Consider the following 19,073-nt stretch of genomic DNA (forward strand, 5'->3'; position numbering starts at 1 on the left):
GGCAGCGTTTTAACGCGGCGCACGTCGTTCACGATGTCCTTGCAAGGATATCACATTGCCGTCGCTATTGCCCAATCGGTTCAGCGCGTCCGCGAGTTCGACCAGGTTGAACGGCTTGTTGAGGACGGGGAGGTCCAGCACCGGTTCCGAAACACCCGTATAGCCCGTGACAAGCAAGATCGGCAGCTGCGGTCGTTCGCGACGAATGCGGCGGGCAAGTTCGCCACCATCCATGCGCGGCATCTTGTAATCCGTGATGACCGCGTCGGGCTGAAGCCCGTTTGCCAATTCCCCCAACGCTTCTTCGCCGCTGCTCGCTTCGATAACGTCGTGACCCAAATCACGCATCATCTCGGCCGTGCCTTTGCGAACCAGTTCCTCGTCATCGACAAACAGGATGGTCAGCTTCTGCACCTGCGGCGCGAGCGTCTGGTCCGCACGATCCGGCGCCTTGGCGCGGCGCTCATTGGTAATGGGAAGGTACAGATCGGCGCGCGTACCCTTGCCAGGGTTGCTGGACAGACCGAATGCGCCGCCAAGCTGACCGGCCAGACCATGAACCATGGACAGGCCCAGACCCGTTCCACGCCCCGTCTCCTTGGTGGAGAAGAAGGGCTCCACGGCGCGCGCAAGCGTGGGCGCATCCATGCCGATGCCCGAATCGACGACCGACAGCCGCGCGTAGAGGCCGGGTACCAACTTGCTGTCATGGCCTGGATCGATCAGCACCTGCTCGGCGGCGACCGTGAGCGTCCCGCCATTCGGCATGGCGTCGCGTGCATTGACGCAGAGATTGAGGAGCGCGAGCTCCAGCTGGTTGGGATCGGCCAGCGCGCGCGGCATGTCAGCGGCGCAATGGAGCCGCAGCTCGATCGTCGACCCGGCCGAGCTGGCGATAAGATCGCGCATCCCTTCCAGCAGCTCACACAGATCCACCGGCCCGGTCTGCAACACCTGGCGACGCGCGAATCCAAGCAGGCGCTGCACCAGTGTCTTCGCGCGTTCACCGGATTGCAGAGCATGGCCGATCAGCCGATCGATCCGCGCGTCGTTGCCCGACACTTTGCGCTGCAGCAGATCCAGCGCACCGATAATGGGCGTCAGCAGATTGTTGAAATCGTGCGCCACCCCGCCGGTAAGCTGACCCAGCGTCTCCAGTTTCTGCGCCTCATGAAGCTGTTGAACGGCGAGCTCGCGCTCCTGCGTGCGCTGCTCAACTCGGTGTTCAAGTTCGGCAGCAAGTGCATGTAATTGATCGAGACGTGCCCGCGCTTCATATTGCCGCCGCCGCCCCCGCCGTGCCGCTTGCGCAAGACTGATGAGGGTCGTTGGGTGGAATGGACGCTCAAGAAAGGTAACGTTCCCCAGCATCGTCAGATAGCGGCCGGCGGCGGGATTACGCTCCAGTCCGCCGCCGCGCTGCGTCAGCAGGATGAAGGGAAAATCCGACCATTCGGGCTGCGCCTCGATCCAGGAGGACAAAGCGTGGAGATCGGCGTCACGCAGCGCTTCTTCGGTGATAAGACCGAAGCCCGCGCCTTCCACCAGCTCGCCGATGAATTGACTGACAGTGGCGCAGGGCAGGCTGGAAAAGCCTTTTTCGTCCAGCATCGACGCCGCCACCGATGCGTCGCGGCCCTGGGGCGCAAGGATCAGCGCGCGTTCTGAAAGATGCGGTATCAAGCTACGGCAGTTCGTGCGTCGATTGCGGATTTGACACCAGGGTAGGCACGCCGCGCAGCACACCCTGGAAACCGATCAGCGGCTTACCCAGCGTCACACCACGCTGATCGATGCGGAACTCCCGGATCGTATCCTCATGGGCACTGGTCCGCTTTTTGATGACCGAAATGGCCCGGCGAACCCGGCCGAGTGCCTCGAAATAGCGCAGCAGAATAACGGTATCGGCGAGATAGGTGACGTCGACGGGGGCCTTCATGTCGCCGACAAGACCGTGCTGCGCTACGGTCAGGAAGGTCGATACGCCCTGGCGGTTCAGATATTGCAGCAATTCGTGCATGTGCAGCACCAGCGCCTGTTCAGCCGGCATCGCGGCCTGATAGCCATTGAGACTGTCGATCACGACCGTGCTGGCCTTCTCGACCTCGACCGAGGTGCGCACGCGCTCCGAAAACTCACCCGGGCTGAGCTCGGCCGCGTCCACCTGCTCAATGATCAGCTGCTTGCTGTCGGCCAAGGCCTGCAGATCGATGCCCAGACCCAGGGCGCGATCGAACAGCAGGCCCAATTCCTCGTCGAAGACGAACATGGCAGCGCGTTCGCCGCGCGCGATCGCGGCAACCACGAAGGTGAGCGTGATCAGCGACTTGCCGGTGCCTGACGGGCCAAGGATCAGCACGCTCGATCCTCGCTCGACGCCGCCGCCCAACAGGGCGTCCAGCTCTGCCGAGAGTGTCGGGACCGGTTCGCGGGAGAAGTGGGTCCGATGTTCGGCGGACACGAGACGCGGGAAGACGCGCACGCCGCCGGTGTCGATCACGAAGTCGTGATAGCCACCACGATATTTCTGGCCGCGATATTTGACCACACGCATCCGCCGGCGTTCGGAGCCATAATCCGGGGACAATTCCTCCAGCCGGAATACGCCGTGCGCGATGCTGTGCATCGTCCGGTCATTGGCCTCTGCCGTCATGTCATCCAGCATCAGCACGGTCGCATTATGCCGCGCGAAATAATGTTTCAGCGCCAGGATCTGGCGGCGATAGCGCAACGAACTTTGCGCCAGGAGTCGTATTTCCGACAGGCTATCGATGACGATCCGCGTCGGCTTCAGCGCTTCGAACTTCTGGAAAATACGTTTGGTCGTCTCGCCAAGCTCGAGATCGGACGAGTAGAGCAGGCTTTGCTGCTGATCCTCATCGAGCAGGCTTTCGGGCGGGATCAGCTCGAATATTTCGACGCCTTCCATCGACCAGCCGTGCGAAGCCGCACCCGCCCGGAATTCCACATCCGTTTCCGAAAGCGTGACGTACAGGCAGCGCTCTCCCGCCTCCGCGCCAGCCATTAACCACTGCGTTGCGATCGTCGTCTTGCCGGTACCGGGCGAGCCTTCGAGCAGGAACAAGCGCGCACGCGCGAGGCCCTTGGTGACCTCGTCCAGCCCTTTGATGCCGAACAATGCAAATTCTGCTGGATCCGTCACCCGCATTCCTTACCCACAATCGGCAACGCGCGCAGCCGCGCGTTGTTCACTCCGCCGATATGGCAGGAATCGATGCTCCGGCCATTGATCCGGAGCAACTCCCAGCTGAAGCTCAGGCCGCAGCCTTCTCACGCTCACGCATTTCCTGATTGAGCATTTCAGCCAGCAGGAAGGCAAGCTCGATACTCTGGCTCGCATTGAGGCGCGGATCGCAATGCGTGTGATAGCGATCGGCCAGACCCTGTTCCGTCACAGCAATCGCACCGCCGGTACATTCTGTAACATTCTGCCCGGTCATCTCGGCATGAATGCCGCCGCCATGCGTACCTTCCGCACGATGTACCGCGAAGAAACCGCGGACTTCCGCCAGGATACGCTCGAACGGGCGCGTTTTGAACCCGTTAGCGGCCTTGACCACGTTGCCGTGCATCGGATCGCAGCTCCACACCACCGGGCGGCCCTCACGCTTCACCGCACGGACCAGCGCCGGCAGCCCCGTCTCGATCTTGTCGTAGCCATAGCGCGTGATCAGGGTGATACGGCCCGCCTGTCGGGCGGGATCCAGCGTATCCAGCAGGCGCAAGAGCGTATCGGGTTCAAGGCTGGGACCGCACTTGATGCCGATCGGATTGCGAACACCCCGCAGATATTCGACATGCGCAGACCCCAGGAAGCGCGTGCGATCGCCGATCCACAGCATATGCGCGCTGGTGTCGTACCAATCGCCGGTCAGGCTGTCCTGACGGGTCAGCGCCTGCTCATATTGCAGCAGTAGGGCCTCATGGCTGGTGTAGAAGCTGGTACCGCGCAGTTGCGGCACGGTTTCCGGGTTGACCCCGCAGGCCGCCATGAAGCTCAGCGCTTCGCCGATCCGGTCGGCAAGTTGCTGATATTGTGCCGCCCAGGCCGAACGTCCCATGAAATCCAGCGTCCACGCATGGACCTGCTGCAGATTGGCGTAACCGCCTTGGGCGAAGGCGCGCAGCAGGTTCAGCGTGGCGGCTGACTGGCTATAGGCCTTGATCATCCGCTCAGGATTGGGCGTCCGGCTCTCCGGCGTGAACGCGATGTCGTTCACATTGTCGCCGCGGTAAGAGGGCAGGCTGATGCCGCCAATCTCTTCCATGTCGGCCGAGCGCGGTTTGGCGAACTGGCCAGCCATCCGACCGACCTTGATGATCGGCAGCTTGGAGGCATAGGTCAGCACGACCGCCATTTGCAGAATGACGCGGAATGTATCGCGGATGTTGTTCGGGTGGAATTCCGCGAAACTTTCCGCGCAATCGCCGCCCTGCAGCAGAAATGCCTTGCCCGCCGCAACCTGAGCCAAATCTTCCGTCAGCGCACGCGCTTCGCCCGCAAAGACGAGCGGTGGATAACGGCCCAGTTCCGTCTCCGCTGCGGCCAATGCCTGCGGATCGGGATAATTGGGAAGCTGTCGCGCCTCATGCTTGCGCCAGCTGTCGGGGGTCCAGTTTGTTGCCATGGTCATCAATCCTCGCGCCGCATTTCGCGTATGGGGCGCCACTTGGCAAGGATAAGCCTACTTGGGGTAGATGCAGGTTGAGTTGTTACGACGCCGCCAGGGCAACCCGCCAATCCCACCGCAGAGCGTCGCCGTCCATGACATCGACCCCCTGTGCGACCAGCGTGTCACGGATCAGGTCGGAACGCGCGAAATCCTTGGCGGCGCGCGCGGCTTTGCGGGCGTCGAGCTGCTGTTCGATCTCGTCTACCGTGAGCGCAGCATCGGCCGGCCGCACCCGCAGCGCGGCGCGGGAAAGGCTGGCAAGATCGAGGCCGAGCGCCTGATCGAACAGCAACAGGGTAGCCCGGCGATCCGCCGGCGCAATGGCGCGATCGGCAAGCAGCTCCTCCAGCGCGACCAGAGCGATCGGCGTATTCAAATCGTCGGAGAGCGCCGCGTCGAGCCGCGCCAGGTAACGCGCATCGGCGCTCCCTTCATCGGCCCCGATCTTTTCCACGGCCATCACCAGCCGTTTGAGCCGGGTGAGGGCGGCTGTCACGGCATCGGCGCTGAATTCCAGTTCTGACCGATAATGCGCCGTCAGGCACAATAAGCGGTAGGCGAGGGGGTGCACGCCCGCGTCAATCAGCGATTGCAGCGTGGTAAACCCGCCGCCTGATTTGGACATCTTTCCCGAACGATCGACCAGAAAGTTGTTATGCATCCAGAAGCGCGCGCCGGTGAAGCCGGGCTGATCCGTGGTGCATCCGCAATAAGCCTGGTTCTGAGCAATCTCGTTCGGATGATGAATTTCGCGGTGATCGATGCCGCCGGTGTGAATGTCGAACGGCTCCGGGCCGAGATATTTGAGGCTCATGACGGAGCATTCCAGATGCCAGCCCGGTGCGCCGCGCCCCCAGGGTGAATCCCATTCCATCTGACGTTGCTCGCCGGCAGGGGATTTCCGCCAGATCGCAAAATCCTGCGGGTTTCGCTTACCGGATACCGGATCGAGCCGGCTCTCGCCCTCATCCGATACCGCACGGGCAAGGCGCCCATAATCCGGGACGGTCTTTACGTCGAAATACAGGCCGCTCTCGATTTCGTAGCAGTGCGATGGTGCGATACGCTCGGCGAACGCGATCATGTCGGCGATATGATCGGTGGCGACGGACCAGCGGCTGGGATCGAGGATATTGAGATCCGCCAAATTCTGCTTGAACGCCGCTGTGTAGAAAGCCGCGACCTCCCATATGTCTTTGCCAAGGCCGGCCGCGGCAAGCTCCATCTTATCCTCGCCCGCATCGGCATCGGACGTGAGGTGTCCCACGTCGGTGATGTTGATGACGTGATTGACGGCATAGCCCTTCAGCATCAGCGTTCGCCGCAGCGTGTCGGTGAATATGTAGGCGCGCAGATTGCCGAGATGGGCAAAATTATAAACGGTGGGCCCGCAGCTGTAGATGCGTGCGGTCTGGCCGTCCCCGGGCGTGAAGGGCTCCAGGCTGCGGGTCAGACTATTGAAAAAGGTGAGGTGGGTTCCGGTCATCGCCCCGCTCGTTAGCGCGCGACCCGCTGCGCGTCACGTCCGCGTGCGCGGCGCAGCACAAAAGAAAACGGGCGCCCGAAGCCGGACGCCCGTTCCTATCAATCATCCACCCGAAGGTGGCGCAGATTACTGCTTGTTGGCTTCAACCGCGTCAGCGGCGTCATGCGCATTGTCAGCAGCGTTGTCGAGCGCAGCGGAAGCCGTGTCGTTCGACGTGTTCTCTGCCATATCTTCAAGATTCTCACCCGCGTTATCAAGGGCGTTGGCGGTCGCGTCAGTCGCGTTTTCCGCCGGGGTCTGCTTGCTGCAAGCGGCCAAAGACATCAGGCCGGCAGCGGCGAGAACAAAGACAACCTTCTTCATCCGAGCTGCTCCACGTAATTTATTCCGGGCCCGGCCCGAATGCCGTCCCGTCCGCTCCATTAGCGTACGGGTTTTGCCCGTCAACGCTGAATTTAGCGTCCTCCAAACCCAGCCCGTCCCGTTTTGTTGCGTCGCAACAGCCAGGGTGCAACCTTTTGGTAGTTGAAGATTTATTCATAAACACCATCTTCAAGGCGCGGATCGGCATTCGCCGCGCGGCCTAAGTCAAGGTGGGGCATCGGACGGAAAAGAGGACAAGATGGCAGCGACCATTGGCGCGACTAGGATCAAGCGGATTGCATTGATCGGCAATAGCCCGCCACGGTTGTGCGGTATCGCGACCTTCACGCGTGACGTCTCCCGGGCCCTGCACGCATCCTTCCCGAAAGTTGATCTTGATCTCTACGCGATGACCGATCCGGGTGGCTCCTACGCATATGGCGAAGAGGTCACCTGCTCGATCCGTCAGGAAGAGCTTTCTGATTATCGCGCTGCGGCGCAGCGTATAAATGACAGTCGTGCCGATGTCGTGCTGGTGCAGCATGAATATGGAATTTTCGGTGGACCGGCCGGCGCATTGTTGCTGCGGCTGCTCGATCGGGTCGAGGCGCCGGTCGTCGTGACACTTCACACCGTGCTGGAGCATCCCAACGCGGATCAGCGCAATGTGATTGAAGCACTGGCCCGCCGTGCCTCGAAATTGATCGTGATGGCCCAGAAGGGCCGCGAGATATTGATGCGCGTGCACGGGATTGCGTCGCAGCAGATCGCTATCGTGCCGCACGGCGTGCCGGACCGGCCGTTCGTGCCCGCCGACAGCATGCAGGCGCGCTTCGGCTTTGCCGGTCGCCGCGTGCTGCTGACCTTCGGTCTGCTGTCGCCCAACAAGGGCATCGAAACGATGATCCGCGCCATGCCTGCGATCGTCGCGGCCCATCCGGAATCGCTTTATGTGGTGCTGGGTGCCACGCATCCGCATCTCGTCGCCCGCGAAGGCGAGGCCTATCGCGAAAGCCTGATGGCGCTGGCAGAGGAATTGGGCGTCGCGAGCTCGGTGCGGTTCATCGACGGATTCCTCGATCAGGAAGCGCTGCTGGATTATCTGCAGGCGGCAGATGTTTACGTGACGCCTTATTTGACCGAGACGCAGATCACGAGCGGCACGCTTTCTTATTCCGTCGCGCTCGGCAAGCCCGTCGTATCCACACCATATTGGCATGCGGCAGAATTGCTCGCCGACGGCACGGGCGTGCTGGTTCCGTTCGGCGACAGCCGCCGGTTTTCGGAAGAGATTATCACGCTGCTGGACGATCCTGCGCGACTGGCCGGCATGGCAAGCCGTGCCTATGCCGCCGGCCGCTCGATGTTGTGGAGCGCGCTGGCGCAGGCTTATGTCACCATCTGCGAGGAGGCGATCGCGAAGCGCCCGGTGCGCATCCATCGGATCGCACGCGCGCCGTCCCGCACCGCGGTGAAGCCGCGGTTAGAGGCGGTTGAGCGGATGACCGACGCTACGGGCATGATCCAGCATTCCAATTATGCAGTGCCCGATCGCAACCATGGGTATTGCGTCGACGATAATTGCCGTGCGCTCATGCTGATGCATCGTATCGAAGGCGAAGATGAAGAGCGGGCCGATCAGCTCGCAACGATCTATGGCGCGTTTGTCCAGCATGCCTGGAATGGCGATATCGGTCGCTTCCGGAACTTCATGGGCTTCGACCGGCAGTGGCTGGAAGACGAGGGATCAGAAGACAGTTTCGGGCGCTCGCTCTGGACGATTGGCGCCACCGCAGCCGAGGCGCGCGACCCGAATATGCGGCGCTGGGCGCTGAACCTGTTCAATCAGGTTGCTCCGCATTCGCTTGAGCTCGGCAGTCCCCGGACCTGGGCATTCGCGCTCCTCGGCGCGGAAGCCGTTCTGCGCCAGCATCGGGATCACCCGATCGCGCGCCAGTTGGTGCGCGAATTCGGCAGCCGCCTGCTTGAGCAGGTGCGACGCGAGCGTCGGGATGGCTGGGTCTGGTTCGAATCGGTTCTGGCCTATGACAATGCCCGCCTTCCGGAAGCCTTGCTCCGTGCCGGCGATCTCCTGGGCGACCATGCCATGATCGAAGAGGGGCTTGCCGCGCTCGATTGGCTGGACGTCAAGCAGACGAATGGCGAGGGGCAGTTCCGCGCCGTCGGTAGCGACAGCTTCGGCAGGCCTTATGCCGATCCGCTTCCTTTCGATCAGCAGCCACTGGAGGCCTGGGCCACCGTGGACGCCATGATGTTCGCGCATCAGCTGACCGGGCAGGCACGTTGGCTTGATGCAGCCTGGCGCGCACATGGCTGGTATCTTGGCGAAAATGATCTGAATCTGCCCATCGCCACGGTCGCCGACGGTGGATGTTTCGATGGATTGATGAGCGATCGCGTCAACCTGAACCAGGGCGCAGAATCGATCCTGGCGTTCCAGTTTGCGTGCGCAGCCATGTCCAAGGCCGCTACAAATGCGGATAGCCGGCCTTCAGAAGTGCAGAATAATTTGCGCGCATAACGTCGATGCGGTGAACCGCTGTCGAATTGGGGTTTATTTGCCCGCCCAGTGCCGGAATAAGGCCCCCAGATGCCGGGGGGTTCCGGCACTGCTTCAAGACAATCGCCGGGGTGCCGTTTGCTCGATGTGATTCACGCTCCACTGCGACTGTCAGCGGACCCTGCGCGGGTTGTGGTGCGTCCTTTCCATATCCCGATCGAGGCCAGCAGCTCAGCGGGCCGGCCCGGCCGTGTGCGCCGCATCGTCGAATCGGTGCTCGAACTCGATGAGGAAATGGCCGAGATCGAGCTGGAGCTGGTCTTGCGCGATTTCGAGGCGCGGCACTGGCAGACGCGCTCGGTTTTTATGAGCCGCTATGCGCAAATTCAGAGCGCGCTCAGCCTGAACTCCGCGGAGATATCGGAGATCAAGCAGCAGCTAATCGGCGCTTATTTCTGTCACGAATATAGCTATGCCGCAGCCGCCTTGATGAACCCAAGCGTGGTGCCACACCCCGACCAGAGCGGTCTTTCGCGCGGCGCCGTCCGCATCGCCATGTCGCTGCGCGCGGTGGGCGAGGGGCACATCTCCTCCGTATCCTTCCGTGAGGGCATTCTCGGCCCGGGACCGGTGGTCGAGCTGATGCCCGAACCGCCCTTCGCGACGGCCGCCGATGGGGCGGGCGAGGCGGGCAATGGCGCAATCGAAGTCCATCGCCATCCGGACAGTTCGCTTTCGGGTACGGTATTGTTCCCGATGACCGCGGCACAGTCCAAGGGACTGGAGGACATGCGGCTCGTCGAGTTCATGCATGAGGATGGCAGCCGCGAATGGATCGGCACCTATACGGCGTATAATGGCGCGGCCATCCGATCCGAACTGCTGCGTACCCGCGACTTCCGGACCTTTACTCTCTCGCCGATGGGCGGCCCTGCGGCACGTAACAAGGGCATGGCCTTATTCCCGCGCAAGGTGGGCGGCGAATATATGATGATCGGCCGGCAGGATGGCGAGAATGTCTTCCTGCTACGGTCCGACCGTCTCGATTTCTGGGGTGAGGGCGAGCTGTTGCTCACGCCGCAATTCACTTGGGAAATGGTGCAGCTGGGCAATTGCGGCTCGCCCATCGAACTCGAAGAGGGTTGGCTGCTGCTCACCCACGGCGTGGGCGCGATGCGCAAATATTCGGTCGGCGCGATCCTGCTGGACAAGGAAGATCCGTCCAAGGTGATCGGGCGGATGAGCCAACCTTTGCTCTCGCCGGCGGACGAGGACCGGGAGGGCTATGTTCCCAACGTGGTCTATAGTTGTGGCGGCATGCGGCACGGCGACCTGATTTTCCTGCCTTATGGAGTTGCGGACAGCTCGGTGGCATTCGCTTTCGTTTCGATCGAAAGCCTGCTGTCCGCGATGCGCTGATTCAGGCGCGGCAATCGGCCCGCTTATGCGTTGACGAGTACGGTCAAGGCCCGCTTCGTCCTGCTGCGAATAAGCAGCTTGGAGACCAGCACGGCCACCCCGGCTGCCGCATAAGCGAGCAGGGTGATCTGCGGGACAATGACCAGCGGCGGCAGGAGTGCGAGCCGCAGATAGAGTGGGTTAAAACCGAATGTCTCCCCCAGGGCATGGCAGATGCCGAGGAGGTTATCTTGCTGCGGGGTGGTCTGCGTCGTCATTGGCTCTTCCTGCTTCGGTGCGGGGCGTCCCGCTCACGAGGCAGACTATGCACGGACCGTGCCAAGACCTTCCAACTGTTAGGCAGAGCCTGGTTTTGCTGTGGGCGCGGTATTTTTGCGAACATGTGGCGGATATGGCCAATCATCGGCCGTGCATAGTGCTTCACAGATGACCGAATCCGGACAGCGCGGCTGTTAGGGCAGCGGTGTTATCTGGGTGTAAACCACGACCCACTGATCGTTGCGCTTGGCAAACATATCGGAATAGCGAAAATGCTGGCTGAACGCCTTGCCGTTCTCCGTTCCACGCACCGTTGCCTCTCCCCCAACAATCGCACTGTCGTCCGAGGGGCGTACGAACAGGCGGTCGACGATCTGATATGGCTGCAGCTTGGACTTCGGATCAGTGAAGCCGGCGATGAAATCGGCCTTATCGCCGATCCTTCCCGATGCCCGTACCAGCAGGAAATCCGGCGCAAGCAGCCGCTCCAACGCGGCACGATCCCCTTCGACCTGCGCCTGCTCGAACGCCTGGGCGGCGGCGCGAACTTGCGTGTTAGCATCCAGCGTCTGCGCAGCGACCGCCCCAGCCGAGAGGAACAAGGCGCAGGCTAAGCCATGTCTTACGGCCACGTCAGTCCTCCTGCGGCTGCGCGGGCAATGCGGACAATGGGTCGGGCGTATCGACCACCACCCGCAGCATCGTCGTCCACGCATCAATGGCCTGATCCAGCTGCGCGCGATCGATCTTGTCGAGCGTGTCGTCGGCCGTGTGGTGGATGTCGAAATAGCGGGTGCCGTCTTGCTCCAGATCGATCACCGGCGTGCCGCGCTCAACCATCGGGCCGATGTCCGTTCCGCCATGCGCTGCCCCCGATCCCGGACCGACACCCATATCGCCAAGTGCGGACGTCAGTTCAGTGAGCAGCGGGGACTTCGCATCGGCAAAGTGCGTGCGGAATTGCCAGACCCGATCGGCGCCAAAATCCGCCTCGGCGGTCAGGGCGTGCTTTTCCGTGCCGTGCGCCTTGGCATAAGCCTTCCCGCCGAAACCGCCTTCTTCTTCCGCGCCGAACCAGACCAAGCGGATCGTCCGCTTGGGTTTGGGGCCGTCCAGGATGCGTTTGGCCGCTGCCGTGGTGATGGCGAGCCCGGCGGCATCGTCGATCGCGCCCGTACCGAGGTCCCAGCTATCGAGGTGACCGCCGATCAGCACGACGCCTGCCTTGCTGTCGCGGCCCGGCACCTCGGCGATGACATTGCCGGACGGATGGATGCCCGTCATCCGCGGCGTCAGCGTGAGATGGAGGCGGACGGGCTTGCCCCGCGCGATGATACGCTCAAGCTGCTCGGCATCGGGAACCGACAAGGCTGCCGCCGGGATCGGCTTCGCGCCGTTCGTCCAATCCTGTACGCCCGTATGCGGCACGCGGTGGTGATCTGTCCCAATCGATCGGATCAGGATGGCGGCCGCACCCTTGCTCGAGGCGATCGACGGACCGGTTCGGCGCGCCGCCCCAAAATAGCCGTAGGAGGATCCGTCCTGCGTCGCGGTCATCCGATGCGAGACGAAGACGATCTTGCCGCGAACCTCCGCATCCGGTGCGGCCTTTAGCGCATCGAGGCCGGGGAAACCGACGATCTCCGCCGTGATCCCGGCCTCCGGCGTCGCACCGCTGTTTCCAAGTGCGGCAAGAACGAGCTTTTGCGGGAAGGGGGCGACAATTTCGGCGGTTTCGCCGCCGCGAACCCAGACCGGCATATCGAAAGGTTCGACCCTTACATTGGCAAAGCCAAGGGCCTTGAGCCGCGCGACAGCCCAGGTACGGGCACGCGCTTCGGCTTCCGTTCCCGCCAGTCTTTGACCGACCTCGGTCGTCAGACCTTCGACGATATCATAGCCAACGTCGCTGGGTGGCGCCGACGAAGCGGAGGAGGCGAGGAGGAGGGCGGTGGCCGCCGAAAAGAGAGCGCGCATTCCCGCTCGCTACGCCAATTGGAAGGCGGTTGGCAACGCGCCGTCCGTATAGAAGAAAATCAAAAAAAATGGAGTGGCCGGCAAGGGGGGAGCCAGCCACTCCAGGGGAGAGACGTTCTTAGAAAGAGCCGCGAAGCCCGATCAAAAACTGTCGACCCGGCTTATACTCCGTGAATGTTGCATTCGGGAACTGGAAATAGGTCCGCAGTTTAGAGTTGGTCAGATTAACGACGTCAAACGTAAGTTGCGGGCCGTGCCGAAGACCGAAAATCTTTTCCAAGTCGAAGATCGAAGAGAAATCGGTCTGGCGGTAGTTGTTTGTGAACAGGGCCGCTGACGGAATGCCGTTCTGGTTCGCGTTCGACACTTGCGACCCCTTCTGAAACGTGGTCGAAACGCGCAGACTGATGCCGTTGCGCTCATAATATCCGCTAACATTATACGTGTACTTGGCCACGCCGAGCGCCGTCGCCGGAGCGGCGCCGCTACCCTTTTGATCCACGATGGTGGCGTTGGCATTGAAGCCGAAGCCCTTTACCCCGAAGCGCTCTGTGATGAAGTCGAGCGGCTGAACCCACTGGAATTCCATGCCGTTCACGGTGAGCGTTCCGCTGGCATTGACCTGCTGCGAGACCTGCACTGTCGCGTTGTTCGGGCCACCACGGTCGTTGATCGCCTGCTGCTGCGTCGGCGACAGGGAGGCGAAGGTGATGCCATATGCCGACAAGGCGCTGAACGGCTGTGTCGTGATCGCGTTATTGGTGAAGCCTTTCAGCTCCTTGCGGAACGCCGCCACGCTGATCAGACCCTCACGCCCGGTATAATATTCGATGCCGAGATCGATATTCTTGGACGTGTAGGGGCTGAGCGCCGGATTGCCGAGCGAGGCGGTGTCGGCCGATGGGGACGAGAAGTTAACGCCCGGCAGCTGTGCGTTCGGATCCGCACGGGTCATCGTCTTCGATACGGCGAAACGGGCAACCGCATGCTCGCCAATGTCATAGGCGAAGTTCGCGGCGGGCAGCCACTTCGTATAGCTGCTCTTGGTCGTCACGGTGTTGACGACATTCGGGTACAGGCTGCCCTGCTGATCCACCGTCGGATTGGCGGGATTGCGCGGATCGGTGAACGACACCAGGCCGGAGATCGTCTGCTTGGTGTGGACATAGCGCACGCCAACGTTGAAGCGCAGATCGGCATCGGCAATCGTCTGGATGCCGTTGACGGAGAAATACGCGGTTGGCGATTGCTCGCGGATATAGCCGCCGGCCGCACCGGTATTGGCCGAACCGGAGACCGGTGCGGCATCATGGAAGGCGTCATAGTTGGACGCCTGCTTGAACTTGTTCCAATCGACCGTGACATAGCCGTCCCGGCCCGGGCGCAGGAAGTTCGCCAGCTGCGACGTCGGGATGAGCGAGCCGCCGTAGGTGACCGGTCCGGTCTGCCCCGCCGTAAAGCCGGTGCCGTAGCCGGCATATGCGGGATAGCCGGCGGGGGCTGCGCCGGGTGCGTTCAGGCCGTCGCAGGTCGGCTGCGCATTGGGCGAGGGGACGAAAACGCTGGGATTGTTGCCGCAGACCGCATTCTGCCAGGCCTGGCTGTTGTCGAAGGCCTGAATGCGACGCGAAATGTCGTCATAATTGGCGCCGACCTTCACATTGAGCTTGTCGTCACCCCAGGTCAGATCACCGCGGATGCCCTTGGTGATATATTTCCGGCGCTCGTCCTGAATGTTGACGCGGCCGCCACCGGTCCAGCCGAAGCTCGCCGGGTTGTTGAGATCGACGCTGCTCGTGATCTGCGGAATGCCGCCGTCATTGGCATAGGTGACGGTGTTGCCCGAGGAGGGCGGGGTGATGACCACCACGCTTGGCGATTCACGATGGAAGGTACTGCGCGTGTAATTGCCCTGGATGTTGAGCTTCAGGTTGCTGGTGATGTTCCAGGACGCGCCCGGATTGACGCTCCAGAAACGGGTGGTTTCGATGTAGGGCCGATATTCCAGGAAGAATTGCGAGTTGGCATAGGTGCCGCCCGTAACCGTGCAGCCTGCGGAGCAATCGGTCTTGTCATAGGTCGTGTTGAGCGGGATGACCGCGCCGTTGCGTCCGACCCAGTTCATGTCGACGCGCTTCAGATCGTTCTTCTTCCAGCCATACAGGCCGTCGATGTAGAAATGTAGATCGTCCGTCGGTCGCCACTCGGCGCTGACCACGCCGTTTATGCGATTGCGATTGCCATAGACGTCTGCCGGGCGGCCGAGCCGGGGGATCAAGCCGTTGTCGATCTGCTGAATGGTCGCGCCGGGATTGTGGGCGAGCAGGAACGCCTGATCGATCGTCTGGCCCGGCACGAGGCCGTTGCCGGCGTTGATCGGCACGGTTGACGGGATGGTAAAGTTTCCGCCGCCGGTCGAATTGGCGCCCGTCGCCGAACCGAACTGCGCTGCGCTGAGATTAGGGTTGGTGTAACCGATCGTCTCGAAGCCGGTCGTCCGCGAGCGCGTGTGATTGGCGGCGACACCGGCAAGGATACCAAAGGTATCGCTAGTGTGGCTGGCAATGAGCGACCCGCGCTGGCCCCAGCCGGATGCCTGACTCTGCTTGGTGCCCTGCAGATTGTAGGTCACGTGCGTGCCGGGATTGTCGAACGGCCGCGCGTTGCGAATGTCGACATTGCCGGACGCGCCGCCCTCTTGCAGGTCGGGCGTGTAGCTTTTGTTGACGGTCAGCTTGGTGAACAGATCCGTCGGGAAGAAGCTGAGGTCGACCGAGCGATCCGTGCCCTGAGCGTCGGTGGCGCCGCTGGACGCGACGGCGATGGGCGCACCGTTGAGGGTCACCTGGGTGAAGTTGCTGCCCAGGCCACGGATCGCCACGTTGGTGCCTTCGCCGGTAATGTCGCGGCTGATCGTAATGCCGGGAATGCGGTTGAACGATTCGGCGATGTTCAGATCGGGAAACTTGCCGATGTCTTGCGCAAAGATGGAATCGGTAAAGCCGGTGGCGTTACGCTTCGACGTCGTCGACTGCGCCAGACTGCGGCGATATCCGGTGACGACGACTTCCTGCGTGTCGTCACCCGTCACAGAAGGATCGGCGGTGGCGGGCGCCGCGGCGGGAGCGCCGACGGTTGCCGGAGTTTCGCTGGATGCTTCCGCAGGCGATGCAGCAGCGGGTACGGCAGGCTGCACCGCGGTCTGCGCGGAAGCAGGAATGGAATAGCCGGCCAGGACGGTCGCGCCAAGCAGTGCCGCGCGCAGAGCGGAGATAGCTCGCATCAGGATCCCTCTCGTTCGATCACCTCCCCGACGGAGGCGACTCTGGAAGTCGCTATGTTAGCGATCACATCGCCGCCTATTCCGCGCCGTCGGATTCTGTCAACAATTGGTTTACCAGTTGGTAATACCATCATTGAGTGGTTGCTACGGGGCCACATCGCCACGTGACCAGGTCTGAGCCTGCGATAGAAACACGACAGGCCATGCCGGTAATACCAGCGACGCGTCGGACAATGATTACGACGGCGCCGCTGCCTCGCAGCCTCTGAGAGCGCTATCAACATGGCCACGCGAAAAGGCGGCTAAACGTGGCAATTACGCGGGGGTGTGTTCGCGGCAGGACGTAATTGGGCATCCGCAGCAGGCAAGGATGCGGCGGTTGTCGCACGATTGAAGATCGGTTGAGCCATCCCCATGTTGGCAAGCGCCAGCGGGCCGTCTATCGGCATGCGCACAGTTTCTCACATCATCGACACGCGGAGACGCCATCTTATGGCCGTGCAGTATAGCTTCGTCATGAAGGGCCTGACGAAGACCTTTCCGGGCGCCAACAAGCCGGTGCTCAACAATATCAATCTTCAATTCCTGCCCGGTACGAAGATCGCGATCATCGGTGTCAACGGCGCCGGTAAGTCGACGCTGATGAAAATCATGGCCGGCTACGATACCGAATATTCGGGCGAAGCTTGGGCGGCCGAAGGATATCGCGTGGGCTATCTTCCGCAGGAGCCACATCTCGATCCCGACAAGACGGTGCTTGAGAACGTCAAGGATGGCGTCCGCGGCGTTGCCGACATGGTGGATCGCTTCAACGCGATCTCGGCCGAGATGGGCGATCCCAAAGACGATACCGACTTCGACGCATTGTTGGAGGAAATGGGCACGCTCCAGGAAAAGATCGACGCAGTCGATGGCTGGACGCTCGACAACCAGCTGGAAATTGCGATGGAAGCCCTGCGCTGCCCTCCCGGCGATTCCGCGGTCACCAAGCTTTCGGGCGGCGAGCGCCGACGAGTCGCGCTTACCAAGCTGCTCCTTGAAAAGCCGGAAGTGCTGCTGCTCGACGAGCCGACCAACCACCTCGATGCGGAAAGCGTCGCCTGGCTGGAGCGGCACCTGATCGATTATGCCGGCAACGTCATCCTCGTCACCCACGATCGCTACTTCCTCGACAATGTCGTTGGTTGGGTGCTGGAACTCGACCGTGGCCGCAGCCTGCCGTTCGAAGGCAATTATTCGGCATGGCTGGAAGGCCGCGCCAAGCGGCTTGAGCAGGAGGACCGCGAGGAGAAGGGCCGCCAGACCGCAATTCAGCAAGAGCTGGCCTGGATTCGGCAAAGCCCGAAGGCACGACAGACCAAGTCCAAGGCGCGTATCCGTGCGTTCGACGAATTGGTCGAGAAGCAGGCGGATCGCCGGCCCGACAGTGCGCAGATCCTGATCCAGATCCCGGAGCGGCTGGGCCACAAGGTGATCGAGGCCAAGGGCCTGACCAAATCCTATGGCGACAAGAAGCTGTTCGACGACCTGTCCTTCACTCTGCCGCCAGGCGGCATCGTTGGCGTGATCGGCCCGAACGGCGCCGGCAAGACCACCCTGTTTCGGATGATCACGGGGCAGGAGACGCCTGATTCCGGCGAGATCGACGTCGGCCCGACGGTCAAGCTCGGTTATGTCGATCAGTCGCGCGATCACCTCGATGCCAACAAGAATGTCTGGGAAGAAATCTCCGACGGTCTCGATCGCTTCACGTTCGGCAAGCACGACGTCGCAACGCGGGCTTATGTCGGCGCCTTCAACTTCAAGGGTGCGGACCAGCAGAAGCGCGTCGGCCAGCTGTCAGGCGGTGAGCGCAATCGCGTGCATATGGCCAAGATGCTGAAGGAGGGCGGCAACGTTCTGCTGCTGGACGAACCGACGAACGATCTGGACGTCGAGACGCTTCGCGCGTTGGAAGAAGCGCTCGAAAGCTTTGCGGGCTGCGCCGTGGTTATCAGCCACGATCGCTTCTTCCTCGATCGCCTGGCCACGCATATCCTCGCTTTCGAAGGCGATGGTCATGTCGAATGGTTCGAGGGCAATTTTGAAAGCTATGAGGAGGATAAGCGCCGCCGCCTGGGCGAGGCGGCCGATCGTCCGGGGGCAGGCGCTTACAAGAAGCTCACCCGCTAGGAGGGGCTGCGCGACAGATTGCCGAGTGGCGGGGTAGGGCGGCAGTCATGCGGCCGCCACACTCCCGTCAGTCCAAAGCCGACGCAAACGATCCCGCAGGTGGGGCCGCCAGCCTGATCGAGCGCGCCTTGCGCGCACCGTTGTCGCTTACGGAGCGATCGCCATTCGTCATAGGCCTATGCGGTGCGCAGGGGGCCGGCAAATCGACTGTGGCATTGGAGTTGGCCGAAACGCTGCAGCGCGATGGCCTGGCCTGCGCGATCCTTTCGTTGGACGATCTCTACAAGACCAAGAGCGACCGCGCGCTGCTTGCTCGACAGGTTCATCCACTGCTCGCGACCCGCGGACCGCCCGGCACCCACGACGTCGCGCTCGGCCTGAACGTTTTGCAGACTCTCGGTGCCGGTGCGCCCGCTTTGTTGCCGCGATTCGACAAAGCCATCGACGATCGTCGTCCCGAATTGGACTGGGATGGCGCACCGGCGGATACGCGCATCTTGATCCTGGAAGGCTGGTTCGTCGGCGCTCGTCCCGAACCCGCCGAGCAGCTTGCCTCGCCGATCAACCTGCTGGAACGGGACGAGGATCCGGACGGGGCATGGCGCACCTATGTCAACAATGCGCTGGCGAGGGATTATCGGCAATTATTTGCGCGTCTCGACTGGCTAATTCTGCTCGCTGCGCCTGATTTCAGTGTGGTGGAAAGTTGGCGCCGGCAACAAGAACATGCGTTGCGGGCGTCCCGGCCCGGCGGCATGACCGACCACGAGATCCACCGCTTCATTCAACATTATGAACGCCTTACCCGCCACATCCTGTCAGACATGCCAGGATATGCCGATATGGTGATCAGGCTTGATCGACGTCGCAATATTACGGACGTTGAGTACCGCTCGTGAC

General features: G+C 62.0%; 13 protein-coding genes. 4 read left to right on the top strand and 9 right to left on the bottom strand.

The window, feature by feature from the left end:
- Positions 1–9: 9 nt before the first annotated feature.
- The 5 genes from ACSBM8_RS09155 to ACSBM8_RS09175 form a co-directional block, all read right to left on the bottom strand.
- Positions 10–1,611 carry a response regulator gene (locus tag ACSBM8_RS09155; protein ID WP_442681311.1) on the bottom strand — a complete coding sequence of 534 codons (1,602 nt, stop codon included), beginning with the start codon at positions 1,609–1,611 and terminating at the stop codon, positions 10–12.
- A 73-nt stretch (positions 1,612–1,684) separates the two neighbouring features.
- A complete protein-coding gene (locus ACSBM8_RS09160; protein ID WP_442681312.1) occupies positions 1,685–3,169 on the bottom strand; it encodes an ATPase domain-containing protein in 1,485 nt (494 codons plus the stop codon).
- Between the two features lie 106 nt (positions 3,170–3,275).
- The gene (locus ACSBM8_RS09165) at positions 3,276–4,649 is read right to left on the bottom strand and encodes a class II 3-deoxy-7-phosphoheptulonate synthase (protein WP_442681542.1); all 1,374 of its coding nucleotides are present in this window, start codon (positions 4,647–4,649) and stop codon (positions 3,276–3,278) included.
- An 85-nt stretch (positions 4,650–4,734) separates the two neighbouring features.
- Entirely contained in the window at positions 4,735–6,180 is a 1,446-nt protein-coding gene (cysS, locus tag ACSBM8_RS09170; RefSeq protein WP_442681313.1) for a cysteine--tRNA ligase, read from the bottom strand.
- A gap of 126 nt (positions 6,181–6,306) precedes the next feature.
- Positions 6,307–6,543: a hypothetical protein gene (locus ACSBM8_RS09175; protein ID WP_442681314.1), complete on the bottom strand. Its 237-nt coding sequence runs from the start codon at positions 6,541–6,543 to the stop codon at positions 6,307–6,309.
- A 259-nt stretch (positions 6,544–6,802) separates the two neighbouring features.
- Here ACSBM8_RS09175 and ACSBM8_RS09180 point away from each other — a divergent pair, with 259 nt between their 5' ends.
- Positions 6,803–9,085 carry a glycosyltransferase gene (locus ACSBM8_RS09180; protein ID WP_442681315.1) on the top strand — a complete coding sequence of 761 codons (2,283 nt, stop codon included), beginning with the start codon at positions 6,803–6,805 and terminating at the stop codon, positions 9,083–9,085.
- 69 nt (positions 9,086–9,154) lie between these two features.
- The gene (locus tag ACSBM8_RS09185) at positions 9,155–10,483 is read left to right on the top strand and encodes a glycoside hydrolase family 130 protein (RefSeq protein ID WP_442681316.1); all 1,329 of its coding nucleotides are present in this window, start codon (positions 9,155–9,157) and stop codon (positions 10,481–10,483) included.
- Positions 10,484–10,506: 23 nt separating this feature from the next.
- Here ACSBM8_RS09185 and ACSBM8_RS09190 read toward each other — a convergent pair whose 3' ends face one another.
- From ACSBM8_RS09190 to ACSBM8_RS09205, 4 genes are all read right to left on the bottom strand, one after another.
- Entirely contained in the window at positions 10,507–10,740 is a 234-nt protein-coding gene (locus tag ACSBM8_RS09190) for a hypothetical protein (RefSeq protein ID WP_442681317.1), read from the bottom strand.
- Between the two features lie 195 nt (positions 10,741–10,935).
- Positions 10,936–11,373: a nuclear transport factor 2 family protein gene (locus tag ACSBM8_RS09195; protein ID WP_442681318.1), complete on the bottom strand. Its 438-nt coding sequence runs from the start codon at positions 11,371–11,373 to the stop codon at positions 10,936–10,938.
- A gap of 1 nt (position 11,374) precedes the next feature.
- Positions 11,375–12,718 (bottom strand): M20/M25/M40 family metallo-hydrolase, encoded by a 1,344-nt coding sequence (locus tag ACSBM8_RS09200; protein WP_442681319.1) that lies wholly within the window; start codon positions 12,716–12,718, stop codon positions 11,375–11,377.
- A gap of 118 nt (positions 12,719–12,836) precedes the next feature.
- Positions 12,837–16,001 (bottom strand): TonB-dependent receptor, encoded by a 3,165-nt coding sequence (locus ACSBM8_RS09205; protein WP_442681320.1) that lies wholly within the window; start codon positions 15,999–16,001, stop codon positions 12,837–12,839.
- Positions 16,002–16,493: 492 nt separating this feature from the next.
- On the opposite strand from ACSBM8_RS09205, the gene ettA reads away from it, so the two are divergent.
- Both ettA and ACSBM8_RS09215 read left to right on the top strand, forming a co-directional pair.
- A complete protein-coding gene (ettA, locus tag ACSBM8_RS09210; protein WP_442681321.1) occupies positions 16,494–18,173 on the top strand; it encodes an energy-dependent translational throttle protein EttA in 1,680 nt (559 codons plus the stop codon).
- A gap of 47 nt (positions 18,174–18,220) precedes the next feature.
- Positions 18,221–19,072 (top strand): kinase, encoded by an 852-nt coding sequence (locus tag ACSBM8_RS09215; RefSeq protein WP_442681322.1) that lies wholly within the window; start codon positions 18,221–18,223, stop codon positions 19,070–19,072.
- Position 19,073 lies beyond the last annotated feature (1 nt).

This window comes from Sphingomonas sp. ASY06-1R (assembly GCF_052180265.1).
Classification (GTDB): domain Bacteria; phylum Pseudomonadota; class Alphaproteobacteria; order Sphingomonadales; family Sphingomonadaceae; genus Sphingomonas_I.

Bases quoted from the DNA above. Each gene is read 5' to 3' on its own strand.
- ACSBM8_RS09155 (WP_442681311.1), bottom strand. From the start codon at position 1,611: ATGCTGGACGAAAAAGGCTTTTCCAGCCTGCCCTGCGCCACTGTCAGT.
- ACSBM8_RS09160 (WP_442681312.1), bottom strand. From the start codon at position 3,169: ATGCGGGTGACGGATCCAGCAGAATTTGCATTGTTCGGCATCAAAGGG.
- ACSBM8_RS09165 (WP_442681542.1), bottom strand. From the start codon at position 4,649: ATGGCAACAAACTGGACCCCCGACAGCTGGCGCAAGCATGAGGCGCGA.
- cysS (WP_442681313.1), bottom strand. From the start codon at position 6,180: ATGACCGGAACCCACCTCACCTTTTTCAATAGTCTGACCCGCAGCCTG.
- ACSBM8_RS09175 (WP_442681314.1), bottom strand. From the start codon at position 6,543: ATGAAGAAGGTTGTCTTTGTTCTCGCCGCTGCCGGCCTGATGTCTTTG.
- ACSBM8_RS09180 (WP_442681315.1), top strand. From the start codon at position 6,803: ATGGCAGCGACCATTGGCGCGACTAGGATCAAGCGGATTGCATTGATC.
- ACSBM8_RS09185 (WP_442681316.1), top strand. From the start codon at position 9,155: ATGCCGGGGGGTTCCGGCACTGCTTCAAGACAATCGCCGGGGTGCCGT.
- ACSBM8_RS09190 (WP_442681317.1), bottom strand. From the start codon at position 10,740: ATGACGACGCAGACCACCCCGCAGCAAGATAACCTCCTCGGCATCTGC.
- ACSBM8_RS09200 (WP_442681319.1), bottom strand. From the start codon at position 12,718: ATGCGCGCTCTCTTTTCGGCGGCCACCGCCCTCCTCCTCGCCTCCTCC.
- ACSBM8_RS09205 (WP_442681320.1), bottom strand. From the start codon at position 16,001: ATGCGAGCTATCTCCGCTCTGCGCGCGGCACTGCTTGGCGCGACCGTC.
- ettA (WP_442681321.1), top strand. From the start codon at position 16,494: ATGGCCGTGCAGTATAGCTTCGTCATGAAGGGCCTGACGAAGACCTTT.
- ACSBM8_RS09215 (WP_442681322.1), top strand. From the start codon at position 18,221: ATGCGGCCGCCACACTCCCGTCAGTCCAAAGCCGACGCAAACGATCCC.